22 protein-coding genes are annotated in these 24,728 nt (G+C 40.6%); 9 read left to right on the top strand and 13 right to left on the bottom strand.

Going from position 1 to position 24,728, the window contains the following annotated elements; all coding sequences use genetic code 11:
* Window positions 1-419: 419 nt before the first annotated feature.
* The 5 genes from ABFX33_RS16875 (at window position 420) to ABFX33_RS16855 (ending at window position 6,194) form a co-directional block, all read left to right on the top strand.
* Window positions 420-1,706, top strand: a complete 1,287-nt coding sequence (locus tag ABFX33_RS16875) for a GH36-type glycosyl hydrolase domain-containing protein (protein ID WP_346086958.1) — start codon at window positions 420-422, stop codon at window positions 1,704-1,706.
* Between the two features lie 272 nt (window positions 1,707-1,978).
* Window positions 1,979-2,638 carry a hypothetical protein gene (locus ABFX33_RS16870; RefSeq protein ID WP_346086957.1) on the top strand — a complete coding sequence of 220 codons (660 nt, stop codon included), beginning with the start codon at window positions 1,979-1,981 and terminating at the stop codon, window positions 2,636-2,638.
* A 133-nt stretch (window positions 2,639-2,771) separates the two neighbouring features.
* Window positions 2,772-3,278 carry an STM3941 family protein gene (locus ABFX33_RS16865; RefSeq protein WP_346086956.1) on the top strand — a complete coding sequence of 169 codons (507 nt, stop codon included), beginning with the start codon at window positions 2,772-2,774 and terminating at the stop codon, window positions 3,276-3,278.
* Between the two features lie 62 nt (window positions 3,279-3,340).
* The gene (locus ABFX33_RS16860) at window positions 3,341-4,846 is read left to right on the top strand and encodes a hypothetical protein (protein ID WP_346086955.1); all 1,506 of its coding nucleotides are present in this window, start codon (window positions 3,341-3,343) and stop codon (window positions 4,844-4,846) included.
* A gap of 616 nt (window positions 4,847-5,462) precedes the next feature.
* On the top strand, window positions 5,463-6,194 hold the full coding sequence (locus ABFX33_RS16855; protein WP_346086954.1) for a hypothetical protein: 732 nt from the start codon (window positions 5,463-5,465) through the stop codon (window positions 6,192-6,194).
* Window positions 6,195-6,393: 199 nt separating this feature from the next.
* On the opposite strand, the gene ABFX33_RS16850 is transcribed toward ABFX33_RS16855, so the two are convergent.
* The 9 genes from ABFX33_RS16850 to ABFX33_RS16810 all read right to left on the bottom strand — a co-directional run bounded on the left by ABFX33_RS16850 (window position 6,394) and on the right by ABFX33_RS16810 (window position 14,926).
* The gene (locus tag ABFX33_RS16850; RefSeq protein WP_279634384.1) at window positions 6,394-6,528 is read right to left on the bottom strand and encodes a hypothetical protein; all 135 of its coding nucleotides are present in this window, start codon (window positions 6,526-6,528) and stop codon (window positions 6,394-6,396) included.
* A gap of 28 nt (window positions 6,529-6,556) precedes the next feature.
* Complete coding sequence (locus ABFX33_RS16845; RefSeq protein WP_346086953.1) at window positions 6,557-7,120, bottom strand: biliverdin-producing heme oxygenase; 564 nt, start codon at window positions 7,118-7,120, stop codon at window positions 6,557-6,559.
* A 102-nt stretch (window positions 7,121-7,222) separates the two neighbouring features.
* Window positions 7,223-8,230 carry a hypothetical protein gene (locus ABFX33_RS16840; RefSeq protein WP_346086952.1) on the bottom strand — a complete coding sequence of 336 codons (1,008 nt, stop codon included), beginning with the start codon at window positions 8,228-8,230 and terminating at the stop codon, window positions 7,223-7,225.
* Window positions 8,231-8,317: 87 nt separating this feature from the next.
* Window positions 8,318-9,121, bottom strand: a complete 804-nt coding sequence (locus ABFX33_RS16835) for a hypothetical protein (protein WP_346086951.1) — start codon at window positions 9,119-9,121, stop codon at window positions 8,318-8,320.
* An 89-nt stretch (window positions 9,122-9,210) separates the two neighbouring features.
* The gene (locus tag ABFX33_RS16830) at window positions 9,211-9,918 is read right to left on the bottom strand and encodes a hypothetical protein (protein WP_120257335.1); all 708 of its coding nucleotides are present in this window, start codon (window positions 9,916-9,918) and stop codon (window positions 9,211-9,213) included.
* A gap of 124 nt (window positions 9,919-10,042) precedes the next feature.
* Entirely contained in the window at window positions 10,043-10,831 is a 789-nt protein-coding gene (locus tag ABFX33_RS16825) for an HmuY family protein (RefSeq protein WP_346086950.1), read from the bottom strand.
* Between the two features lie 292 nt (window positions 10,832-11,123).
* The gene (locus ABFX33_RS16820; RefSeq protein ID WP_346086949.1) at window positions 11,124-11,711 is read right to left on the bottom strand and encodes a hypothetical protein; all 588 of its coding nucleotides are present in this window, start codon (window positions 11,709-11,711) and stop codon (window positions 11,124-11,126) included.
* 30 nt (window positions 11,712-11,741) lie between these two features.
* Entirely contained in the window at window positions 11,742-12,497 is a 756-nt protein-coding gene (locus ABFX33_RS16815; RefSeq protein ID WP_346086948.1) for an HmuY family protein, read from the bottom strand.
* Between the two features lie 50 nt (window positions 12,498-12,547).
* Window positions 12,548-14,926 carry a TonB-dependent receptor gene (locus tag ABFX33_RS16810; protein ID WP_346086947.1) on the bottom strand — a complete coding sequence of 793 codons (2,379 nt, stop codon included), beginning with the start codon at window positions 14,924-14,926 and terminating at the stop codon, window positions 12,548-12,550.
* A 311-nt stretch (window positions 14,927-15,237) separates the two neighbouring features.
* Between ABFX33_RS16810 and ABFX33_RS16805 the strand changes: the two genes are divergently transcribed.
* The 4 genes from ABFX33_RS16805 (at window position 15,238) to ABFX33_RS16790 (ending at window position 19,040) form a co-directional block, all read left to right on the top strand.
* Window positions 15,238-16,095: a heme/hemin ABC transporter substrate-binding protein gene (locus ABFX33_RS16805; RefSeq protein WP_346086946.1), complete on the top strand. Its 858-nt coding sequence runs from the start codon at window positions 15,238-15,240 to the stop codon at window positions 16,093-16,095.
* 5 nt (window positions 16,096-16,100) lie between these two features.
* Window positions 16,101-17,132 (top strand): FecCD family ABC transporter permease, encoded by a 1,032-nt coding sequence (locus ABFX33_RS16800; protein WP_346086945.1) that lies wholly within the window; start codon window positions 16,101-16,103, stop codon window positions 17,130-17,132.
* A 32-nt stretch (window positions 17,133-17,164) separates the two neighbouring features.
* Window positions 17,165-17,956 (top strand): heme ABC transporter ATP-binding protein, encoded by a 792-nt coding sequence (locus ABFX33_RS16795; protein WP_346086944.1) that lies wholly within the window; start codon window positions 17,165-17,167, stop codon window positions 17,954-17,956.
* 121 nt (window positions 17,957-18,077) lie between these two features.
* The gene (locus ABFX33_RS16790; RefSeq protein ID WP_120257342.1) at window positions 18,078-19,040 is read left to right on the top strand and encodes a helix-turn-helix transcriptional regulator; all 963 of its coding nucleotides are present in this window, start codon (window positions 18,078-18,080) and stop codon (window positions 19,038-19,040) included.
* Here the strand turns inward: ABFX33_RS16790 and pdeM are convergent, their stop codons facing one another.
* From pdeM to ABFX33_RS16770, 4 genes are read right to left on the bottom strand one after another with little or no spacing between them, the layout of a single operon-like run.
* Window positions 19,041-19,697, bottom strand: a complete 657-nt coding sequence (gene pdeM / locus ABFX33_RS16785) for a ligase-associated DNA damage response endonuclease PdeM (protein ID WP_346086943.1) — start codon at window positions 19,695-19,697, stop codon at window positions 19,041-19,043.
* Entirely contained in the window at window positions 19,694-22,156 is a 2,463-nt protein-coding gene (locus ABFX33_RS16780; RefSeq protein ID WP_346086942.1) for a ligase-associated DNA damage response DEXH box helicase, read from the bottom strand. The genes pdeM and ABFX33_RS16780 overlap by 4 nt, the downstream gene beginning before the upstream one ends.
* A gap of 1 nt (window position 22,157) precedes the next feature.
* Window positions 22,158-23,738 carry an ATP-dependent DNA ligase gene (locus tag ABFX33_RS16775; RefSeq protein WP_346086941.1) on the bottom strand — a complete coding sequence of 527 codons (1,581 nt, stop codon included), beginning with the start codon at window positions 23,736-23,738 and terminating at the stop codon, window positions 22,158-22,160.
* Complete coding sequence (locus ABFX33_RS16770) at window positions 23,735-24,718, bottom strand: ligase-associated DNA damage response exonuclease (protein ID WP_346086940.1); 984 nt, start codon at window positions 24,716-24,718, stop codon at window positions 23,735-23,737. Before ABFX33_RS16770 ends, ABFX33_RS16775 begins: the two co-directional genes overlap by 4 nt.
* Between the last annotated feature and the right edge of the window lie 10 nt (window positions 24,719-24,728).

The raw sequence follows: 24,728 nt of genomic DNA, 5'->3' as shown, positions 1-24,728 counted from the left end.
GTGTTATTTTGTCTAAAAGCTTGCTTGAGTTTTTTCTGTTTAAAAACAGAAAAAAAATTTGAAATTAAAACTTTAATGAGTAATTATGTATATACAAATTAAAATTTGTTTTATGAAAACCAAGTTAAACCCAGCCAGAATTAAGCGCTGAAGTATCATTTCTTATATTAGAATGGGATTATTTCGCCGTTTGTTTTTTGATCGTGAATATATACAATCGTGTATAGTTTTGTCTACTCGTTTGACAATTAAAATGGGAGGGAAAGTAGGAAGGGAAGATAATGCTGCCGTATTTCTGTTGCATCAAGGTGCTGGAAATAGTTTTTCCACGATAGGGGAACTGAATGTATATACCAAAAACAGGAATAAATAAAAAGTTTAAATCAATTATAAATTATCAGATACAAATGAATGTAAAAATGTTAGTGCTAGTAGGTCTATGTACTTTTACCGTGAGTAAGAGCAGTTATGGACAGCATGTGAAAGCCGTGAAGAACTCAGGAAGAGTTGAAATTAAACCCAAAGCGGATGTTGTCAAAACAATGGCGGAGCAATTGGTTAAAAAAGGCTTTACCGCAGGTGATGGCTATGGTGAAGTCTGGATAAGAGACCTGAATACTTTTGTCACCGTTGCCAGTACAGTTAATGATAAAGAGTTAATAAAAAAGCATTTGCTTACTTTTTTTCAGTTTCAACAGCCTGATGGTGGTATTCTGGATGGCTATGTACCCGTCAAGAAAGGCGCCGTTCCTTACAATTATTATCATTCCGCATTAGCGCCGGAGTATGCCGGACATAAGAATACGGTGGAGACTGATCAGGAAACTTCATTAATCCAAGCAGTGGCAAAATACGTCAGAAGTACAGGAGATAAAAGTATTTTGAATAATAAGATTGGTGGAGTTTCTGTACAGAAGGGGCTTGAGCGGGCAATGGATTTTCTATTGACCAAACGGTATAATGAAAAATATGGATTATTATGGGGAGCGACAACTGTCGATTGGGGTGATGTTCAGCCGGAACACGACTGGGGGGTTGTTTTGGATGAAAATTCCCACCTGACACTTGACATCTATGATAATGCGATGTTTATCATTGCCATTAATGATTTTCTGGAGATTGCAGACCTGAGCAAGGCTGAACAGAAACATTGGAAGGATATTAAAGACAAGATTGCGAAGAATGTCCGTAAGCACCTTTGGGATAAAAAGAATGAGAAATTTATACCACATATTTATCTGAACGGTTCGCCTTTTCCAGATTCATTCAATGAGTCCGAAATTTACTATCACGGCGGAACAGCTGTGGCAATAGAAGCGGGATTGCTCAGTAAGGCTGAGGTAAAAGTGGCGTATAGAAAGATGCAGGAGAACGTCAAGAAAGCAAATGCGGCAACCATAGGATTGACAATTTATCCGGTATATCCACAGGGCTTCTTTAAAAACGGCGGTATGGGACCATATTCCTACCAGAATGGCGGTGACTGGACCTGGTTTGGTGGACGTATGATCTCACAATTGATCCGTTATGGTCTTATTGTTGAAGCTTGTGAGGCACTTGAACCAATGTTAGATCGTGTACTTAAAAATAAAGGTTTTTATGAGTGGTATACACCAGACAACAAACCACAGGGGTCAGCTAGTTTCAGGGGAGAAGCTGGTGTTTTGTGGACTGCGATTACAGATCTTGAGAAAAAAAAGAGTTAATAGTCTCGAAGCACTAAAGGAGCGACTACCCAAAAAACAAATATTGGTATATATGACCAGATAAAATTTTGGAATCTCAGTTTAATGAATGGATAAGGTCCAAGTTCTTAATGAATTTGGACCTTATTCTATTTTACCCAAATGCAGATCGCGGAAAAGCGAATAGACGCGAAATTGTAGCGAATTTAAAATGGTTCTAGGCGAATTGGAGTTGGCTTATAAATTTGAAGGGAATAGTTTTAATTTAGTACTATAAATTATATGACAACTTTATGAATACACATTTGGCCTATATTAAAAAATTAACTATTCTAGGAACAAAAACTTTATTGAAGTGCTATTTGTTGGCTATTCTGTCAACAATATTGTACCTCATAGTCGGATACTTTCTGCTCAGGAGCAACGCAGATGGCGCCTTCTTTTCAATGACCGGGTCTATACAGACCGTTGGAAAGTTTCTGTGGTTGATTGGGTTGATCTTGTTGCCGATCTTGCTTTTCCTATTTAGCAATAAATATGTTTTCTCGACTGTTGCCAGTAAAGTTGTTGAAGAGCGGCAGGATGATTTAATTATTCCTGTTTTGGACAAGGTGTTACTTGTTTTTCAATCCAACCAGCCTGATCTTATTCAGAATGCGGGGGATTATACTTTTGCGAAACTCAAATTGATCAATGAAGTGAAAAACACAAAGATTGAAAATCCATGGATCAAGCGTATTGTGGTATTTGGCCTGAACAAAATAAGCTTCGACAGCTTAGATCTCGATAACAATAACAACTTCTACGATATTGTAAAGTCCAAATTCATCGATGTACTGGAAATGCTGACTGAGGCCAACAATAAGCCTTTTTGGATCTGTATCGCTATGCAGTGGTTGATTATTCTGTTTATTTGGTTTGCTGGTTCGGATGCTTCATTAATTGGTCAATAAATTGACCATAATGCCGATATGAGATGAGCCGTTTTCCTTCAGATAGATCAAAGTTGAAAGCAGCAGCCAATGGAATTAGTGAAAAGCCCAATAAGGAAATAGTGACCTGTAAACAAGTTTAAAAAACAGATATATGAATGAGACTATTATAGAATTTGACAGCAAAAAGTGCCTAAAATTAGTCGTGTTCGGTATGGTGCTTACTGTCGCGACGTTGACCTTTGCTTATTACATTTTCTTTGTAGCTCAAAGAATAAATATAACCTTTGGTACATTGATGTTTATGATGGGCTGCCTTGGTTGTTATGGTTTAATTTCCGGTACAAAGAGTATGTTTGATAAAGACCAAACAGGTCTTATTTTGAATGCAGATGGTATCCATTTTAAGGGAACACCCCTGGGGAAAGCGATTGGCTTAATAAAATGGACTGCAGTGCAGTCTGTATCGGAGGGAGTTGCCCATCGTGCTCCATTTATCTCTTTGAAATTGCGGAATCCAGAAGATCATTTTCAAAATCTCTCATCGCAGTTGCAACAATTTGTTATTAGTAATGGAATAGCCGTGACGGCCGATCAATTGTCTGTTGATTTCTATGAACTTAAAAATCTGATTGCAGATTACCACCAACGGTATCGCTAATAATGGATAGCGTGATTAGCCAATGCTGGGCAGTAATTTTGATAAAATAATAGCTTTAGGAAATGAAAAAAGTAATTGTAATCACCTTATTCTTGCTGCTCGCCCAGGTTGTGCTGCGGGCGAGCGAATGTTATCATTACCATACAAAGACAACCTATAAAATTGTTCAGGTAAAAGGTAGCCCTTTTTTAGAGATTACTGTTATGGATCCTAATGGTATGAGTATGGCGCATCAACGGTGTATATCCATGTCACAGGTCGGTAAGGATGTGAAAATGATCAATCGAAATGGAGATAATATGCTCCTGATGGATGATAATGCCTACTATTTACTTGCGGCCGAATTCTCTGATGTTAACCAAGTAACGCCAGTAAAAATTGCAGCTAGAAAAGATGTGCAGGCTACATTTGACGCAGATCTACTTTATGTGCATGGAAAATGGTTTTCTTTTTCCTTTGATCCATACGCAAAAAAAATAACCAAGACAGCTACCAGGGTGTTTCCTGATAAACCTGTTGTACTCGCTCAATTCCAAAACCGTAGATATCTGCTCAAGGACGATAAGCATGTCTATTGCTATGAAGGTAGACAATTAACGGCTGAAATAATTGAGGGACTGAACCCTGCGACCATACAATGCCTCAAACTAGAAAATAATGAGGATAAATATTTGCTTACGGATGGGAATATGGCCTACATTTATGATGTCAGTATTTTTGATCAAATGGATATTACCGAATTACTTCTGAATCTTGATCTGAAACGGCCATTTACAATTAAAGAGGTGGCACGAAACTGGCTGAATTCGTTTGTTGATTTTAATGATGGAAATATCTGGTGCTATATTTCGGCGGGACTGGGATTGCAGGATGGTACAACTGCTTACTTGTATCCAGTAAAAGCACAATGGCTGAATAAACAACATGAACTTATCGATAAAGAAGGTAAGATATATTATAATGGTTGGGATCTGATCAATGACCAGCCACCAATGAACCTGAAAGCTGTTGCACAACCAAGATCATTGGAGATCACTGCCTCTGGATTCTATTTTGATGGCACAGCTTTTTATAAGGACCAAGATGGAGCGGGAACATTAGAGCCTGTGACCTGGCTCAATAAAGATAGCAAGTTTGTCAATGGAGTCTATTCTTATCAAAAAGGAATTCCCAATTTCTTTGATGATGGTAGGCAATTGGTATTTGACGATAATACCTTGACCAAGAAAAGAACAATAACACATCAGTCCACTTTAAAAGATCTGAAACTAGCTTACGCTTATGACGATAAATTGCTGATAGAAAATAAAGAGATCCCCAACAGCGCAGATCGGGAAAGCATGGAATTGCTCGGTTCTACTGTAGATGTTATTGAAGGTTGCGATGGGGGCAGGGGGCAGATACCCGTGGTGATTGAATACAACTATTTTTTTCGCGATAAAAATCATATCTATGTTTACCACTCCGGTGACCGGACGTTGACATTAATTAAGGCTATTGGACCTCATACTATAGAAAAAGATAATTACGAGCAGTTGAGGGAATTGCAGAAAAAAATGAAAAATTGATGCGTTGACACGCTTATTCTTTACTTTGAAATGCCGCTATTGCTAAATTGGCCTGAGATAGGTTGACGTTTTTAGGTTGTTCAATTGTATTCGCTTAAAAAATTGGACGTTATGTATTCGAAGTCTATTTTTATTAAAAATTGCAAAATAAGAGAAATAAAAGGGCCTCACAATTTGAAGTATACTCTAGAAGCTTTTTTGCCCTGAGGATAAACGGGATAGAGTGGCAATGAAGTTGTCAGATGAGAGAATCAGGGGGTTCAGATAAGAAAAGCGTAAACAGGTTTCTTGTTGATGTTTGATGGTGACGTTTGGTTGGGAGAGGGGACTGGTGGTGACCAAGTTAAGACCAAGTTATTACCAAGTTCGGCCTGTAAGCAGATTGAATGCACAGTGAGTCCACCTTGAGTCCACCTTTTAAGGTGCTTTCACTGTGCCTGCATGTTTTTTACAAGTCGGCAGGAGGGCGAGCTTGTGGCGAACTTGTCCCTAAGTTATTTACAACGAAGTCCCTTTAAAATTACAATATTTATAATTGTCATTTTACTCGAATTTGAAATTTGCTAAAAATATATAAGATGCTTGACATCAGCTATTTACAGTCGTATCTTTAAGTATGGGAATAAATGATAATGGATTTATCAGGGGTCTGGTTGGCCCGCTGGTGAATAGAAAAGTTGGCAATAAAAACTACCTGCAAAGCAGACCATATCGCGTTAAACAGACGGATGATACCAAACGGGCAGGTAAAGATTTTGGAAAGGTAAGCCGCGCGGGTGCAATGATCCGCACGTGTTTTGGGGAAGTCCACCAGGATCTCCATGATGGACAGATGGGCAATCGGTTAAATAGGCAGGTCTATCGCGCGATAAAGACAAATCTTGATTGCGAAAAGGGCAGCCGGACGCTGAGCAACTGCGTATTGGATCGCTTGGTAAATTTTCAGTTCAATGAAAACTGTCATATGCAGGATTATCTTTTTATCGATCCGGTAATCTCCCTGAACAAGAAGAATGAGCTTAAAATATCATTTCCGGATTTTGATATAAAAAGAGCGCTGGTCCTTCCTGAAAAATGCAATGCGGTAGTATTTAAATTTTTTGCAGTCTCATTTGACTTCGACGAGTTTGAGCCTACAGAGATAAAAGATATCGAGTGGGAATACGATGTTAAATCGGATGGGATACCAGCAAAGACCTTAACTATCAAATGTAGCGATTTTGTAGGTAGCTCCATATTTGTTGGATTTACCATACTGTATCTGGAAAAAAGTAGCCGACGGTCGAATGTGCTCAACGAAATAGATTTTAATCCAGCTTCGATTCTAGCTGCCTTTCAGCTATCCTAGGGATATGGTGAACAGTATCTTATTAAAAAGTTAGTTGAGGAATGTATTGTGTATATGAAAAAATATTGCAACTATTTATGCCAGATGCCGCAGAACTTATGGCGGATCTAAAGAAATAACAACAAGAAAGGGAAACAAAATAGAAGCCGTCTCCGAAATTGTTCTTTAATACAATTGGGAGACGGCTTCTTATTTAATACTAAATAGATACACTGCAGGACTTAGCCGCGAAGAAAAATACCGCAAGCCATACAAGTCCTTTTGCCAGGAAGAAGAGGAATGCCCCCATGCCGGCACGCTTCAACCATTTTGATTTATTGTCTTTTTGCTCCATCTGAAGGATTAAACAATATCACGCCTTTTTAGTTTGCACTTGTGATCGGAGTGAATACGTCTCCAAAGTTATAAAAAGTTTGGTTTGCAATTTCTACTGCGTGATCATAAGTTGCGGGATCTTCAGCATATTTATTTAATACAGCCGTAAAGCCAGCCCACATCTCGCGGCTATTTTCACCATAACCTTCGAAGAAAGAGGTTCCCTTGTTGACACCATATTTGTTCAGCATCTGTACGATATACGGACCACCCATGATAGAACCTTCCAGCACATATAAAGATGCCAACGCTTCCAACACATTGTTAACAGTAGGTGCTGTTGCCTCAGGGAGGCTATCGACGTTGCCACCTAGCGTCTCAATATCATTTTTAATATAGGACGAGTTGCGGCGTTCGGCAAGATCTGGTAATACTTCAGCCGTAACAAAAGGAGCGATGTTATCTTCTACGGCACGGAAATAAGCATAGAACCCTTTTAATACCTCAGCATAATCTGCTTCAGAACGAATATTTTTTAATTGACGCACGATCGTTCCTTCTACGTTTTGGTGAGCAGCGTGCGTTTGCTCTTTGATATGTTGACTTAACATGTTCTTATTTTTATTTATAACGATTCTATACAAAGATTCGTATTTATTTCCAAATATTTATGCTGTTTTCTGATTTATCATCTATGAAAAACGACAGGATTTTTATTCTACGATTTTGATTGGATAATTATAATAGGGAGTCACTTGTGTAATAAAACGATCAAGACGGACCCGTATGCTAATACCATTGTTTAAATCCGAAGAAATGCCTATTGGAGCATCTTCGGGTATCTGCACTTTAATGGATTTTAAATCATCTGAAATACCGAGAAAGTTCAAAGATAAACTGTTGGGGAAACCATCTTCGGTGTAATTTAAATTTACAACTCTAATATCTGACGTTTTGTTCAAATGTCTTGCAGGAAGATTTATAATTTCGCCTCTTTTGACCTGCCATTCTTTTGCATGGTTAAAATAGACATAAGGAAGTGCCTGATCGGCTGCAACGCTTACGAACTTTTTACTGCTTTTAACAGGAATACCAAATTTGTTCATCACCTGTGCATAATAATCACCTGAAGGAATCCCCGAGCCATCTTGCTGATCCACATAGAAAATAATAAGTCCGTTTTCAACTTTATTCAGCATAAGTTTATAGGCTTTATTTTGATCGTTGACGAGGTACAGACTATCACTTCCATCCAGCATAAGATTATTCATTGGGATACTGAAATTGCTTTGACCCACGATAGCAGTAATCTGCGTTTCTTCGTCTCGAAAGGAAGGTAATAGTGACCCATTTGACAATTTTATCGTATAGGTCTTTATGGTGCCATCCTGGGCTTTTACCTGATATTGCAGTCCATCTTTGAGTGCGATTGCCGTTCCTGAGGCAGGGCTTATGCTTGCATTTTTTGAAATATTAATAATCGGAGCAACAGTCTCCGGAATAGGCCATTCGGTTGATCCGGGCCAGGAGACATAAATGTTTTCACCATCCACAGCTGCTACAATGGTATCTTTGCCTGCGTTGTAAGGGATTTTAAAAGAAGTGATTTCTGTGTAAGGCGTTAGCGCAGTTTCGTACTCTTTTTTACAAGCGGAGAATAGTGTGATTCCTACTGCTAACAATAGGGTAGGAATGCGATATAATGTGGTTGTTTTTTTCATATTTGGGGTAAATTTCTATCGCCGGGGAGTGTTTCCGTCAATACCTAAAAGCGAATGCGGTCATGACCTCGCTTTTGAAAACAATGATTAGTTGTTGTAAATAATTCGGATAGGATTTTTTAAGGTTTCCTCGCGGCTGTAGTAACGCAATTTGACATAATAATCACCTGCTGCCGGCACTTTGTTATATGTCAGGGAACTACCGCTGCCTGTGACGCGTCCTTTAATATCATTTAGAACAAGATGCATATAGGATTTTTCGATCGAGGGGGGAGTTCCGGTCACAGCTATATTAAATGGATACTCTTTCCCGTCTTTATCCACTAAGCTAGCACGAACTAGTTCCAGATCACTCTCATAAGTCGCGATATAGGGGTAACTAGCGAAGTTATTGTAAATGTAAATATCATTTGAGGTATACCAGTATGATTGATCATATTCAACTGGTTCATTTGAGTTCGAACTAACCTCCTGCAAATTGAGCGATGGTTGATCACTTTTGACGATCAGCGTATAGGTGGCTGTACTGCCATCTGTAGCGGCAACAGGGTATTGAATGGTACGACCTTTGGAAAAATAATCGACCATATTGGTGATCAGTGTATCCGAGCCTTGTTTTAGGGTTGCGCCTTTGGCAACTTTTATTTCAGGCTCCAGGCTGGACATATAGAGTCCTTCGGGCAGCGTAACCGTAATGGTCTTGGCGTCATTGTCAATAGCGCCAATGACTTCTTTGCTGGTATTGACAATCTTGAAACTACTGATCCGGGCCATGCTCTCGGGTTCATAGGGTTGAATTTCTGTTTTGGTACAAGAACTTAAATACAAGCTGCTCAATATAAGGCCCGTAGCGATCTTAAATTTTTGGGTGGTTAATAACTGATTTTTCATTTTAGTCTGGAAAGTAACCGGTACCAGCAAGGCTGGCACCGGATTTAAAATTTACAATTCTTATTAAAAAATAAGGGTATTAAGGCTTATTATAGTTTCTTATAATCGAAACTCATAAACGGAAAGTTTGTTGCGGCGTAGCTCGCATTTGGAGTTTCGTCCTTGTAAACACTATTTAGACGCAATTTCCATTGATCGCCGGTTGTCTTGTTTTCTAAAATATACGTTCTCGGCCCATAACTGCTCATAATATGATTGCTAATGTTATAGATGTACCAGCCAGTACTGCTCGGGTTGCCTGTTCCATTTGTACTATTGGAAGCTGCTGTACCGTTTGCAATTAATGTTCCTGTAGTACTTGAAGAAACAGATTCAAAAGCTGTATTTACATAATACAAGTTATACTTCGTCGTATTTACGGTCAAACTCGCATTTGCTGTACCACTAAATTGAAAATCATAGCTAGTGGATGTACCACCGTCATTGGTAATCAAGTTGTAGTAATAGGTGCTGGCTGGGTTTTTCCATTGCGTTGTGTCCACCAAATCTGGCACTGTACCTTGGTGGAAATTGCGTGCACCATAGGTGCCTGTAGCGATCGTTTTTAAATATCCTTTTGTACCGGTTGCGGTAAAGTTTACCGTACCGCCAATTGTCGTCGAAGGAGTAACAGCACGTTTGCTGAGTGATTGCTCTTCGATACTAGGAGCAAGTGAATTGTCTTTACTACATGATGCGGTCATGCCAATCGCGGCAATACCTAAGGCAATTGATAAAGTTCTGAATTTGATTTTCATTTCTTTTTCGTAATTTTGCCACTTCTACAGTGGGCTAGTTAATAAATATATGTTAATTAGTCAATTTGATACCGGATGTACCTCGACCGTATATCCGGTTTTTTTTGAATAAGAATTGTACTATTTAAGGTTTTATCTCAAATGTTTTGCTGCCTTTTGGTACGATAACGTAATCAAAAGAGATAAATACATGGGGGGAGTCTTTAAGCCATTGCTCGGGTTTATAGAGACCTTTATACATTGAAATCGGTCTAATTTTCGCATAATTGCCTTTTGCCGTACGAACAATTAACGTTCGTGGTTTGATTACTTTTCCATTCAGTAATGTTAGTCCATTTCCAAGCGCATAAGCAACATGTTCGTTCTGAACAGCGTGCTGCCGAACCAGACGACCATAAAAGTCATACAATAACCAGCCAACTCCATTTCCTTCATCACCATTCTGATCCATTCCGATCGCATCGCCGATTACCTTGAATTCAGTGTCAGCCGGTACTTCTGTTACTTCATCAAATGCTTTTTCAACGATTAGGATACCACCGGTTGCGTTATTGCCGTAACCAAAATTCGTATTGTTCGTCCCGTTATTTCCAGACACGTGGCTGTTGAAGATATTGCTGAATGCAATGTCCCAGTTCCGCGTTTGACGATTTGTTTCCGCGATACCTTTATTGGTTTCCAAGCTATAATATACTGTAGGGGCAGCATTTTGGCCATCGTTTTTATCTGTAGCAGCGAAATCGCGTACGGTAATCAATTTATTGTAAAGCCCGGTATTGCTCTCTTCTTCTTTCGGCGGCTCCACAACGGGTTCGGTTACTGGATCCGATTTGCTGCAAGCAGTATGGATTGCCATACCGATGCAGAGCAATGCAATATATTTTGTTCTGGTAAGCTGTCTTGATATGTTCATGTGTTACATTTTATATTTATTTAAAATCATTCTAAATAATAGTAAAGGTAAAGAGTTTACCCCATTACTTGTGTATGAAAAATGATATTTTATATATTAATTTTGATTTTAGCCGTTTGACTTAATATGTTATATGTTCTTTGCATATAATGTTAATGGAACTTCAATTAAGAGCTTTTTGATCGGAAAAATAATAATGATGTCTCCAAATTTAATTGATGTAGGTTTTTTTGATTTAAATATATTTGGAGACATTAACTACTTGAGTAGATTGATCGTACCTTTTAATAAATTATTTTACAAACTTTTTAAAATTAATATTGTACGTTGCATTTCCATTGAGAGCAGTAATTCCAGCTGCCTGAATCACAAAGAGTTCGTCGCTCTTATCGCTTAGCTTTTCCCCTTTATACATTACGATGTAACGGTTAGGGGTGGGGTATACTGCATGATTATTCTTAAAGTCATAGATTATCCATGTGGGGCCTGTGGCTGGAGCACCAGCATTGGAAGCATCTATGCCTAATTTTTCTGTGGAGGTTATATTGGCACCTAGTACTGCCGCTAATGTCAATTTTTCAATATTTGTATTCTCTTGATCGAAATATCCCATTTTATAGTTTTCAGTTGATGTATTTTGCAAAGTAGAACCATACATGCCAGATAGATTTATCATACTTTTTGCTTCCTCCTGAACACTATTTGTTTTGAAATCATAAAAAACTTTTGCGCCTGCGGGAACTTCAATTTTTGCAACTGCAGTTATAGCCGTTGCATCGTTAAGTTTGCTTTCTTCAACTTTATCATCATCCTTGCTACAGGAAGTAAAACCTAGACTCAATGCACATAAAAGTGCCGCTGTTGTAAATAATTTGTTCATCTTTAATTTATTTGTGTAATTTTTCCTTATTTATAATGTGTTTGTATTTAAATCTTTACTGCCATCTTCCTGTACATAATATTTAAAGGTGTAATAGGGAGCCGGCCAGTTCATATTGGTCACTGCCGATGGATTTCCTTTATAGGCATTGATCAATTGTAACTTGGCATATTTACCATCGGGAAGTCGGATAACATAGGTGCGATTTGGCAGCGCTTGCATAATATGGGTACTTAGACTATACTGAAACCAGCCGAGCGATTCGGAATTGGACGCCCAGCCGATTTTACCGGTACCGTTCTTATTGAACTCCTCATCCGAAGGGGCGACCATAAGGCTTTGGTAGGATTGTTTCAGGAGCATGACAGCTGTATTGTTGGCTTCACCTTGATAACCTGGGTTAAACTCATCCATGGCATTGTTGACAAAAACCTCAGAATTATAGGGCCCAGTAAATGCAATATCCCAGTCTTTTGTCTTCAGCCATTGTACAGAATCGGCCTTTGTCTTGATCCATATCTGTTTTTTATCCTTAAAACGAAATAGAAATGTATAGAAGGGTCGTTTTTCTTTACCCTCGGCACCGTCACCCATGGCGGCATCGGTGTCACCGGCCAGATCTTTGATGACAATACTCTTGCCATCTTCTAGTCCAATCGTATAGTCTTTGTCCTTCCCGCAGGAAAGGAACATAAATGCCAGAAAACCTGAAAAAATACAACGTCCAATCTTATGAAATGAAAGCCAGATGCTGCATTCCGCTATAATGATGTTAATTGTTCTCATTGTTTTATCTACTATTTTGTGTACTTCTCTTTAGCTTTAATCTCCAATCTCTAATCCTTCATCCATCGATAACTGACTCCGCCCATAATCACTCTACCGGGCTGACCCAATAGGTAGCGGCTGGTAAAATTGAACAGGTTGTCCCCGATCAGACGAAAGGTTAACCTCCGGTTCATCAGACTTTTTTCGATCGTCATGTTCAGGAGTGTATGGTAGGGGATAAAGATGTCATACTTGTCAATAAATTGATTTCCATTATTCTCCTGAAAAGGGGTGTTGCCTCTGAAATTGACGCGGGCATTAACATTGACTCCCCAGGGTTTGTATTCATATTGTGCTTTGAAATTGACCATATGGCGCGAGCGATCCTCAATGCCCCAATAGTCCGATTTTTTGCTCTGTCGATAGAGGTCGCTTGCAGCATCATTGATCTGATTATAAGGGTAGTTGCCCGCTGCGATACTATCCAATACACTAAGATCTTTTGCGATGAGGTATTGATAGCCCATGGATAATTGCAGATCCCTGGTAGCCTGATAACTCATTGAAACTTCAAAACCCTTATTCATCGCTTTCGGTAAATTACGGTAACTATAGATCTGCGCGATACTTGTACCATTGCCTACACTGACCGTATTGATCTGATTGTTGATACGGTGATAGAAAAGAGAAAAATCTGCCTGAAATTTGGTTGAAGGATTCCAGGTAAGCCCAATATTGTTGGAGAGGCTAGTTTCGGCCTTTAAGTTACCTGCGACTAAATTCAGCATATAGCTGTTCTTGTAACTTAATTCACCCGCTTGGTCCATGGCAGCAACCACATCGGCTACCCGTTCGGTGCCTACAACTAAATAATTGGCGGCAGGATTGAAAAATACCTGATAACGCATCTTATAGTCCGGCGCTTTGAACCCGGCGCCAACACCTCCTTTGACCAATAATGTTGGACTGATATGATACTGTAAACCTAGACTTGGACTCAGATGCCCGTTATAAACATTGGTCTGGTCATAACGTAGCCCTAGTGTCGTCAGCATGCGGTCTACCGGTTTCCACTCCGTTTGGAGATAGACAAACGCACTGTTCAACGAGCGTTTGGCATCCAGGTCCTGATTATCCATCTGCTCTAGACTACCACCAATTCCACCCGTAAACTTGACCTGTTGGATTGGACTGTAGGCGAACTGCTGCTCAATGCGGTGTACATTTTGACCAAACTCTTCAGCATTGGCCAAAACCCCTTGTCGTAACCATTGTGCCGCGATCTGGGAATGGAACCTGGAAAAATAATAACGTGTCATGCTGCGTAGTCCTGATTCGAAATTATGGTCATAGCTGACTGACAGATTGATATCTTGATCTTTTTGCTTGTCCTGCAGGGTGCGGTCTTCAGACCAGGCATTGATCATTTCAGATTCGCGGGCAGCAAATCGGCCTGTCATTCCCACTGTACCATTTTTGCTCGTGCGATAGCGTACTCGCCCCTGAAAACTGTAATTGGTATAAGGCGGGAATGTTGTACTTTTTGAGTTGAGGTATTGTTTGTCCGTATTGAATCCATCTGTACGGTAATAATTTCCGGAAACAACGGCGCTACCCCGTTGATTGGAAAATGGTGTTTCGCCTTCTAATGTTGCGTCAACTGTGTTTAAGCTGCCATAGAGGAGGGAAGCATGTACTTGTGGGGTTATGGCGCCATGACGGGTAATAATATTGATGGCGCCACCAAGTGCATCACTGCCGTAGAGACAGGAGGATGCACCCTTGATAATCTCGATACGCTCAATGTTGGTCACCGAAATACGTGAAAGATCAAAATTGCCACTATTACGGCCAAGCATGGGTTGTCCATCGACCAATACCATGACATAGTTGCTGCTAAAGCCTTGAATTTGAACGCCAACAGCTCTAGAGCCACCGGCGATATCATTGACGATAGCAATACCAGTCTGCTCTTTCAGGACTTCGTCTAACCTACGGCTGCCCATAAGCTCAATCTCTCTTTTTGTGATGACCTTGACCGGCATAGCAGCGTTTTCGGCTTTGATAAGATTATCGACGGCCTCCAATTTACGGTTTACTTCGACCTCGCCGATTTGACGACTATCTGCCTGTACCGTAAGGGTCAGTTCCTGGTTCTTATCCGTCAAGTCTACAAATTGACGCAGCTCCTTATAGCCTAACGCTTGTGCGACAAGTTCATAACGGCCAGCATAAAGTTTATTGAATTGAAATTTTCCAGCGGTATCTGTTTTGAAAGCATATTTATCCGGATAGAGGTAAACAGTTGCATTGGCTATCGCTTTGTTGGACTCGTTTTTTAAGGTTCCGGATAGCTTCCATTTTTCCTGCGCTTGCACAGCTAAGATCTGGCAGGAACATAGGGCGATTACTGTACTTATTCGAATAGAAGAGAGGCTTTTAGACACTATTTTTATTTTTAATCATTCTAAATAATGTTGCAAAAAAAGGTAATACTATTGGATTTTTCTATATGCAAATTGTCATAAATTCTATTTAATCCGATTTTTGTTATTCATAATGAGCTTAGTTTTGTGTGCTACTTTGTTGTATTACAGTGTGATAGCTTGTTTATTTTGCTGTATGCCTTTATTTAGGTGAATTGAAAATAATTTGTATTTAGACTGATTATTGATTTGTTTTGTAATCAAATATGATTGCCATACAAGAAAACAAGGAACAAAATCTTGTGTGGTTCTAATGGAGTTAACAGAAAGAGATGCGTAGAATTTACTTAATTATGCTCTGTTGTTTGCTACATCTTGGAGGATGGGCAAGTGTACAGCAACGGATTATTACATTGAACAGTTCACTGACAGAAACAATTTACGGGCTCGGGATAGGGGATCGTATGATTGCGACAGATGTGACCAGTATATCACCAAAGGCTGCGGCGGCATTGCCAAGGGTAAGCAAAAACCGTTCTGTTTCGGCTGAAGGTTTATTGTCGTTTAAGCCTACACTGGTTCTGGCAAATGAGGGCGATGTGGCCAATGCCGTAATCCAGCAGATCCGAGCAGCTGGCGTAAAGTTTATTGCAGTCAAACCAGATTATTCTGCCGCTGGAGCTCTGCGCTATATTCAGGAAGTCGCTAATGGTGTCGGTGAACCTGCTTCGGGAAAAGCCTTGGTATCCCGTACAAAAATAAGCCTGGATCGCACATTGGAGCTGGTAAAAAAGGAAAATAAAGGAAAAGCTGTTCCCAAAGTGTTGTTTTTGTATGCACGCGGAACAGGAACAATGAGTGTTGCAGGAAAGGGTAGTAGCTTGGATGCGATGATCAATTTAGCCGGTGGAAAGAACGCTATACAGGAGTTTTCGGATTTTAAGCCCTATACGACAGAGGCATTAGTTCAGGCCAATCCAGATATAATATTATTGTTTGATTTTGGTGCGAGTAGCCTGGGAGGGGAGGAAGCTATTCTTAAATTGCCAGGGATGCGAATTACAAATGCGGGTAAAAACGACCGCATATTGGTAATGAATGCTTCCTTGCTCGTTAATTTCAGTAATCGGCTGCCTGATGCGATCTTGGAACTGCACCGTGGATTTGGAAAGGTAATGGATTCAAAATAGATCAGGTGCAGAAGAAACAAAAGTTAATATTGCTGGCTTTGAGCCTGATATTATTTATTACTTGTATTGTCGCATTAGGTTTAGGTGCTTATCATATACCGGCAGGAGATATTTTATCCATGCTCATGCAGAAGCTGCATCTGTCTACAGCACCAGATCAGGATAGTATGCAGACCAACGTTTTATTTGAGATCCGCATGCCACGCTTATTACTGGGGTTGTTGGTCGGTGCCGCCTTAGGTATTTCAGGTGCTGCCATTCAGGGGATTTTTCGAAACCCGCTTGCAGAACCCGGATTAATCGGTATTTCTTCTGGTGCCTCCTTGTTTGCGGTATTGATTATTGCATTTGAAACGTTCTTGCTGACTTCACTTTCAGCATGGATAGGTTATTATATTTTGGCTTTGGGGGCTTTTGTAGGAGCTGGATTAACCGCCTTTTTGGTATATCGTATTGCCAGTAAAAATGGTCGCCCCAATGTGACTACGATGCTGTTGGCGGGAATAGCCATTAATGCATTTGCGGGTGCACTTACAGGTTTGATGACTTACATGTCTACAGAACAGCAGCTCCGCACCATTACGTTTTGGATGCTAGGCAGCTTGGGCGGTGCAACCTGGGATAATTTATTAGCTGTAGGCCCATTTATAGGTATTTCCTTGTTTATTCTTCCATTTTTTGGAAAATCTTTGAATGCATTTGCGCTGGGCGAACTTCAAGCGGATTTATTGGGGATGCGTAGTGATCGCGTAAAAAGATGGGTGGTCATCTTATCGACTTTGGCCGTTGGGGCCTCAGTGGCTGTATCGGGAATTATAGGTTTTGTAGGACTTATTGTTCCGCATACCGTACGCCTGATGGGGGGGGCAGATCACCGCTTTGTGCTTCCAGGCTCACTGCTCTTAGGGGCTCTGGTGCTGACACTGGCAGATGTTATCGCCCGCGTATCGGTAGCACCGATAGAATTGCCTATTGGTGTGATTACTGCCCTATTAGGGACACCTATATTTTTGTATATTTTAATCAAGGATAAATAGTCTTCGTTCGGATGTCTAAATAATATTGTCTTATGTTGCGTGTAGAGAAAATCAACTATGAGCTGAAAGGCCGAAAACTACTGAAAGATATCACCTTTCAGGTGCGTAAAGGTGAGATTTTGGCTGTACTTGGTGCCAATGGGGCCGGAAAGTCCACCTTGATGGGGGTATTATGTGGGGAGAAAAAACCTGATTCTGGACAGATCCATTTCAATGGAAAGCTACTATCTGCGTATGATGCAGCAGCATTATCCAAATGCAGGGCGCTCTTAAGTCAGCAGCAACAGATGACATTGAGTTTTAAGGTGGAAGAAATTGTTTTAATGGGCAGATACCCCCATTATAGAAATACGCCCACAGCGCACGACTATAAGGTGGTGGCCGAGACGATGGAACTCTGTGGTGTAACCGCTTTTGCCGATCGGGATTTTCTGAACCTCTCGGGAGGGGAACAACAACGGGTTCATCTTGCACGTGTCTTAGCACAGATATGGGATAATCCGGATGCCCTTTTATTATTGGATGAACCTATCTCTGCCTTAGATTTACATTATCAGCAAAAAGTACTTGCTATAGCCAGAGCACTGGCCCGTAAAGGATTTATGGTTATTTTGGTTGTCCATGATGTTAATTTTGCAGCGATGTATGCCGACCGGATCCTGATGCTTAAACATGGACGTAAACTCTTTCATGGAACGCCAGTGGAGGTTTTAGCACAGAAGGAAATCTACACCATTTTTTCGGTTGAATCCAATGTGATCATGAATCCACGTACATTAAAACCTTATGTACAATTGGAGGAGATGGAGATTGATCTAGAGTAGATCTAATGGTTTCTATTTTTTTATGTCTTACAAAAAATTATTTAGATAGATTATAAATAATTTTTAATTACCACTCTAATTTGTTAATTTTAATTGCTTCGGGCTTATTTGGATTGAAATCATGTTGGTGAAAAGTAAAATAGTTGAGTTGGCTGATTGGCTTTTTGAAGAAGAAATACCGGATGGCTATGTGCCAGACAAGCCTTTGGTTGAAAATAAAATCACAATCCATACGGAGCCCGTTCACATGGAGAATTTTCAGCTCTCTACATCGGGCTTATTTATATTGCATTCGAAAATGCAATTTGATCGGCCTGTTCAAATATTGACCGAGATCGAAGGGGAGACCATTACCAGTCAATTTATATTTTTTAAACCGGCGGCCAGTAAATTGCCCTATGGGATGAGTAGGCATAATATCCGATATATTCCTTCTGTCAAATCGGTTCATCAAGTGGAACCCGGTATTGAGTATACGTATTTTATTGCTGTTATATCCAAGGAATATTACCTGAATCTTATTAAGCGGGATTCGTTATTGCACCAGCAATTTGTGCATGAAATCGAGAAAGGAGAGTATACATCGTTTTCAGAAGAAGATCTGATGGCAACCTACGAGATGCAGCATACCATAGCGGAGCTTATTGAATCCAAGAAAAAAGGTGAGATACGAAGGCTTCATACCGAATCTCGTATTGTTGAGTTGCTGATGTATCAATTTGAGCAGTACAACGAGAAAAGTGAACAGGTTGTCTCTTTATTCCACGAAGAGGATGTACAACGTTTGGAAATGGCGCGGCAGATTCTCGAACAGCGCATTGCCAATCCGCCAACACAAAAAGAACTGGCGGCAGAGGTATTGACGAGCGAAAGTAAGTTGCGAAAAGATTTTAAAGAATATTTTTCAGTGACCATTCACGACTATCTGACGAGAATCCGCATGGAAAAAGCAAAAAGCTACCTGTTGGATGATAAGATGACCGTTTATGAAGTTGCTTTATTAACAGGTTATGGTCATCAGAATAATTTTAGCAGTGCCTTTAAAAAATACTATGGAATCTCGCCGGGCGAACTAAAAATGTAACTAGCTATTCTTTAGTGGGAGGATTATTTCTTCGTGCAAAGCATAGCAATCGTATTCTTCTGACATTTTTCGGCTATCCAGTCCCGTAAACTTGCTAAATGCCGGTAGAATAATCTGTTGTGGAGAAACCCAAAAACAGGGTAGACGGAGATGCTTGTTGGGTGGAAGTTTGATACTGACGCCCGGATGAATATGTCCACTGATGTTGAAAAGCGAAAGATCTATTGCCGGTTCGTGTACAAAGTGGATTTGCTCCAGCTCGAATTTGTCGTGATGATAGATTATATTAATCTGCTTAGCTAATTTTTCCACCTGTCGATCATGGTTGCCTATCACCAAATGAAAATTGAGGCTGGCATGGTTTTGTTTAAATTCTTCCAGTAGAAGGACTTCCTGATTGATGCCCGCATGAATAAGATCACCGACAACCAAAATGTTTTCTGCTCGGTAGTAATCAATTAAAGAAGCTAGTCTTTGCAGGTCGAGGCTAGATATATCTGAAGGAATCGGAATACCATTTTTACGGAAATGCGCAGCTTTACCAAGATGAAGGTCAGATAGAATGAGGGTGTTCTGCTTCGGCCAAAAGATAGTACGTTGATTATTAAGGATAAGTTTTTGTTTATTGAATGTAATGTGCTGTTCCTGTATATTCATTTTCTTCGTCCACGTTTTGATTTATTTGCATGCTCCATGCGTTGAATTCGTTCGATCAACGCTTCACTAGAAAGGGACTGACGTAAACTGTCCACTTTGATCGGAAAACTTAGTGGTGTATATTCCTCTACAAAGGTATAGATGATTTGGCTATTGTTTATCCTTTCAAATGCTTTTATCAGACGGTATTCTTCGAGTTGTTGATTGAACACTTCGGTGAAAGCCTGTTTTAATAATAGATTGTCAGGATCATGATCCATCAAAACACGAAATATAATTCCGGAGGAAGCTTGTAAGGATTTGTTGTTTTGTTGTGTGCCGGGATAGTTTTGTACTACCAATCCGGAAATTACAGCAATATCGCGAAATTTACGGCTCGCCATTTCCGCGGAGTTGATGCTACTGATCACATCCTGCATAAGATTCTCCCGACTCAAGATCTCAGTTAATTGCGTTTGGTCCAAGTGGATTTCTTGGTCGGAATAGAGTTCAAAACCATAGTCGTTCATGGCCATGGAGAAGCTAATGGGATAACGTTTGCTGATGCGGTAAGCGATCAATGCGGCCATGACTTCATGGATCAATCGACCCTCCAGTGGATAGAAAAACAGATGATTCCCCTCGTTGGTCTTAATATGTTCGACAAGAAATTCTGATTCATTAGGCACAGCCGAAAGGCTTTGCTGCTTCTGGATCAACGGTGCCAGGAAGCGTAGTTCTTTTTCGGCGTTGTCGGGGTTTATTGCCTCCGCAAGTTTTTTACGGAGAAAATGGCTCAGATTGGAAGATAGGGGCAATCTGCCTCCCAACCAGCTTGGTGTGATGGCTTTACCGGATGAGTTCTTGACAAATACGGTCATATCCTTGACCATAACGAGTTCAAGAATTCGCCCAGCAAGGTTAAATCGTTCGCCTTTCTTCAATTTGCTGATAAAATATTCTTCAATCATACCAATATATCCACCTGAGAGGAATTTTACACGCATCATGGCGTCTCCAACAATAGCACCGATATTCAATCGATGGAGAAGGGCAATGCGTCTATTTTTTATAACCCAGTTGCCATCACTGTCTTGTACTACTTTGTGAAATTCCTCATAGCGCTTGCCGATTTTGCCACCCGCGGTGATAAAGTACATACACCACTGCCATTCCTCATCTTCCATGTAGTTGAAGGCATGGGTCCGGGCAACGATCTGATGGAGTTCTGTCGATTGGAAACCACCTCCGAGAGCGATCGTGACCATAAATTGTACCAACACATCAAAACTCTGGACCATGGGGTCGCGGTTTTCTATCGTTTGGGTTTTGACAGCTTCCTTTAATGCGGCCACTTCAATGAGCTCCAATGAATGTGTCGGGACAAAGTAGATGATCGATGTTTCAAAAGGGCTGTGTCCACTTCTTCCGGCACGTTGCATAAATCTGGCGACACCTTTGCTTGATCCGATTTGAATTACGGTATCGACAGGCTTAAAATCTACGCCCAGATCAAGTGATGAAGTGGATACCACCGCTTTTAGCTTTCCATTGCTCAGATTGTCTTCGATCCATTCGCGGATGTGAGCATCTACCGAGCTGTGATGCAATGCAATCTGTCCGGCAAAATCTGGATGTGCTTGCAGCAATAGCTGATACCACAGTTCACTTTGACTACGGGTATTGGTGAAAAGGATGGTGCTTTTGCTTTGCAGTATGATAGGGACGACCTGATTCACGAGATTGCCACCAAGATGGCCTGCCCAGGGAAGGAGCTCTACTTTATCTGGATAGATGGATTTGATTGCAATTTTCTTTTTCTCCTTTGCGACAATCTGCACGCTCTTTTTTTCTCCCGGCAACAGTACATCCATTGCTTGGTCCAGATTACCTATGGTGGCGGTGATGCCCCAAATCTGGAGATTTTTATGGTGGTGTTTTAAGTATGATAATGCCAGTTCTACCATGACACCACGTTTATTTCCAATAAGTTCGTGCCATTCATCTACAGTAATGCAGCGTATATTCTTGAAATATTTGTCACGTTGTTTTTGGGCGAGCAAGAGATGAAGGCTTTCAGGAGTTACCAAAAGAATATCGGGCATTGCCTTGGTCTGTTGCACTCTGATCTTTGGATCAGTGTCCCCATTACGCACTTGTACAACCCAATCTAATCCGATATCATCTATAGCGGTCTGCATTGCTTTGGCCAAATCCTTTGCCAGAGAGCGCAAAGGCGTGACCCAAAGTAACTTTAATCCTTTTTGGTAGCATTCAGGATGATTCATGTAGTCGATCAAGACAGCCATAAATACCGAAAATGTCTTACCAAATCCTGTAGGAGCAATCACCATTCCGCTGTATCCCAGCATGTACCGATCCCAGGTCTTAACCTGAAAGCCAAAAGGGGTATTACCCAAGGATTCAAAATAACGATTGACGATCTTGAATCCTTCACTATGTATTATCTTCTGACTCAATTTATGTTATTAATTTTTTGATGTTTTCCAATGTATCTATATCTGCTGCCTTTTTGTCCTTACGCCAACGCAAAATTCGTGGAAAACGCAAAGCTACACCAGATTTGTGACGTTTACTGTAACCTATTCCTTCAAAGGCAATTTCAAATACCAGCTCGGGTTTGACAGTTCTTACTGGCCCGAATTTCTCCAGTGCATTCTGTCGAATATAGCGGCTAACCTCAAGTATTTCTTTATCTGTAAGGCCTGAATATGCTTTTGCGATACTTACTAAATGATCACCATCTTTAACCGCAAAGGTATAGTCCGTATAATGCGCACTTCTTCGCCCACTGCCTTTCTGCGCATATATCAACACCGCATCTATGGTCATGGGGTTGACTTTCCATTTCCACCAACCACCTTTTTTTCGGCCAACATAATATACGGAGTCTTTCTTTTTAAGCATAATACCTTCACTGTTTAGCTCACGCGATGCAAGTTGTAAGATCCGTAGATCGGCCCAATTTTCGCAAGAAATAAGTGGAGACAATAATATCGTAGGACCAATATTGCATTGGTACAGCTGTTCCAATAACTTGCGTCTTTCTTGCAGCGGCTCAGATCGGAGGTCTTGACCATCTAGCTCCAATAGGTCATAAAGGTATACAACAATGGGGACTTCTTCACGTAAAGTCTTGGAAATTAGCTTACGATTGATCCTTTTTTGTAGTTCATTAAAATTCAATATTTGACCGTCTTTTGCGGCAAGGATTTCGCCATCTAGAACAAAACTTCCTTTCCATTTTTTGAGCGCATCGGTAATCTCGGGGAACTGTATGGTGACAAGTTCTTCACCTCTTGACCAAATAAAAGTTTCGTTGTCTCGTTTGATCAGCTGTCCGCGTATACCGTCCCATTTGTATTCGCATTGCCATTCTGTAATTGCGCCAAGTTCTTCCACTTCTTTTTCAATAGGGTAAGCGAGACAGAAGGGATAAGGTTTTGAAAGGTTTGTATTGCTATATTCACCTCGAACGAGTTTGTCAAATGCGTAGGCATGAGGGTTCCATTCCCCCATAATACTATGGGTGACAACGCTTGGTTCGATCTGGAAATGTGTCGCAATTGTATTTATTAGCCCTTTGGAAGAAACCCCTAAACGAAAGCTGCCGCCTAGCAATTTATTAAAAATAAAACGCTCAATGCTGTTTAGCCTATTCCAGGAAGCGAGCACAAATGCTTTTTTTTCTGCCATTGAAACATTTGCCAACTGCAGGATGTCTTCCATCCATTCACTGAGGCTTTTGTTTATTTTTTCAGAAGCGGGGGGCAGTAATAGTGCTAAGGTCTCTGAGAGATCACCGACAGCGGCATAACATTCTACAAACAACCATTCTGGGATATTGGTAATTTCCAGTACCCACGTTTTAAGCTCTTTAGTGGAAATTGGGCGCCTTGGCCTTTTGCCAGTCATTAAGGCCAGAAACCAAAGTTTGTCTTTCTCAGGTGCAAAGGTTAGAAAGCGTATAATAGCTTCTTTTTTTAAGCTGGCTTTATTGGTGCTATCCAGCGCATTGACCAATGTTGCAAATTCTATCATACGCTTAACTCTTCCCCGTAATTTGTGTTAACCTCTTCAGCCCCAATGCCTATTTCATTTAGGTATTTGCTAAATGAGGCCGTCTGTCCATGGGTTACATATACTTTTTCGGCTCCACTTTCCTTCACCGCTTGCAACAATCCGTTCCAGTCTGCATGATCACTGATAGCGAAGCCAGCATCTGCGCTGCGCCACCTCCGTGCGCCGCGAATTTGCATCCAGCCAGAACAGATTGCATAGGCAACATGTGGTATCTTTTGAAGCAACTTCGTGTCGAGTAATGCTGGAGGGAGTAATATAATCTTGCCGTCTAGGTGTTTCATATCTGTGGTAGGGTCGATAATTTGATAAGACGGTAAATTTATACCAGCATCACTATAGGCCATATTTAATTTGGCGATACTGTAATGTACATATATTTCGCCCATATCCTTTACTGCGTTTAATATCCTTTGGGATTTGCCTAATGAATAACCAATAAATACGGATGTTTTTTTGTATCCCTGGTTTTGCATGATCCATGCATTCAAGCGTTGATTTTGCATTTCAACACTTTCCCAGCGATAAATCGGTAGACCAAAGGTACTTTCAGTAATTAGCTCATGACATTTTACGGGTTCAAATGGGGTCGAGAGGCCATCATCCTGGAGCTTGTAATCTCCAGTAAAGACCGTCACTTTTCCTCTGTATTCCATACGTATTTGCGCCGATCCAATGATATGCCCAGCAGGATGTAAAGAAATTTTTACACCGTTGATATGGATAGATTCGTTGTAAGCTAAGCCTTCCACCTGGATATCGGGGCCAATACGACTTTTCAGTATACCAACTGTAAAATGGTGACAGAGATATTTTTTCATACCTGGACGCGCATGATCTGCATGTCCATGTGTAATGATGGCAAGATCAACTGGTTGCCATGGATCCAGGTAAAATTTGCCTGGGATACAATAAATGCCTTTTGATGTGAATTGAATCATATTGAATCCT

The organism is Sphingobacterium ginsenosidimutans, from assembly GCF_039536865.1.
GTDB lineage: Bacteria > Bacteroidota > Bacteroidia > Sphingobacteriales > Sphingobacteriaceae > Sphingobacterium > Sphingobacterium detergens.
The sequence above is the reverse complement of the archived record's forward strand: the minus strand, read 5'-3'. Positions and strand labels throughout refer to the sequence as shown.

What these genes read in the sequence shown, in the direction of transcription:
- ABFX33_RS16770 (WP_346086940.1), bottom strand. Translation starts at nt 24,718, where the DNA reads ATGATTCAATTCACATCAAAAGGCATTTATTGTATCCCAGGCAAATTT.
- ABFX33_RS16835 (WP_346086951.1), bottom strand. Translation starts at nt 9,121, where the DNA reads ATGAAAAATCAGTTATTAACCACCCAAAAATTTAAGATCGCTACGGGC.
- ABFX33_RS16860 (WP_346086955.1), top strand. Translation starts at nt 3,341, where the DNA reads ATGAAAAAAGTAATTGTAATCACCTTATTCTTGCTGCTCGCCCAGGTT.
- ABFX33_RS16865 (WP_346086956.1), top strand. Translation starts at nt 2,772, where the DNA reads ATGAATGAGACTATTATAGAATTTGACAGCAAAAAGTGCCTAAAATTA.
- pdeM (WP_346086943.1), bottom strand. Translation starts at nt 19,697, where the DNA reads ATGAATATACAGGAACAGCACATTACATTCAATAAACAAAAACTTATC.
- ABFX33_RS16795 (WP_346086944.1), top strand. Translation starts at nt 17,165, where the DNA reads ATGTTGCGTGTAGAGAAAATCAACTATGAGCTGAAAGGCCGAAAACTA.
- ABFX33_RS16790 (WP_120257342.1), top strand. Translation starts at nt 18,078, where the DNA reads ATGTTGGTGAAAAGTAAAATAGTTGAGTTGGCTGATTGGCTTTTTGAA.
- ABFX33_RS16845 (WP_346086953.1), bottom strand. Translation starts at nt 7,120, where the DNA reads ATGTTAAGTCAACATATCAAAGAGCAAACGCACGCTGCTCACCAAAAC.
- ABFX33_RS16840 (WP_346086952.1), bottom strand. Translation starts at nt 8,230, where the DNA reads ATGAAAAAAACAACCACATTATATCGCATTCCTACCCTATTGTTAGCA.
- ABFX33_RS16830 (WP_120257335.1), bottom strand. Translation starts at nt 9,918, where the DNA reads ATGAAAATCAAATTCAGAACTTTATCAATTGCCTTAGGTATTGCCGCG.
- ABFX33_RS16875 (WP_346086958.1), top strand. Translation starts at nt 420, where the DNA reads ATGTTAGTGCTAGTAGGTCTATGTACTTTTACCGTGAGTAAGAGCAGT.
- ABFX33_RS16850 (WP_279634384.1), bottom strand. Translation starts at nt 6,528, where the DNA reads ATGGAGCAAAAAGACAATAAATCAAAATGGTTGAAGCGTGCCGGCATG.
- ABFX33_RS16805 (WP_346086946.1), top strand. Translation starts at nt 15,238, where the DNA reads ATGCGTAGAATTTACTTAATTATGCTCTGTTGTTTGCTACATCTTGGA.
- ABFX33_RS16855 (WP_346086954.1), top strand. Translation starts at nt 5,463, where the DNA reads ATGGGAATAAATGATAATGGATTTATCAGGGGTCTGGTTGGCCCGCTG.
- ABFX33_RS16775 (WP_346086941.1), bottom strand. Translation starts at nt 23,738, where the DNA reads ATGATAGAATTTGCAACATTGGTCAATGCGCTGGATAGCACCAATAAA.
- ABFX33_RS16815 (WP_346086948.1), bottom strand. Translation starts at nt 12,497, where the DNA reads ATGAGAACAATTAACATCATTATAGCGGAATGCAGCATCTGGCTTTCA.
- ABFX33_RS16820 (WP_346086949.1), bottom strand. Translation starts at nt 11,711, where the DNA reads ATGAACAAATTATTTACAACAGCGGCACTTTTATGTGCATTGAGTCTA.
- ABFX33_RS16825 (WP_346086950.1), bottom strand. Translation starts at nt 10,831, where the DNA reads ATGAACATATCAAGACAGCTTACCAGAACAAAATATATTGCATTGCTC.
- ABFX33_RS16870 (WP_346086957.1), top strand. Translation starts at nt 1,979, where the DNA reads ATGAATACACATTTGGCCTATATTAAAAAATTAACTATTCTAGGAACA.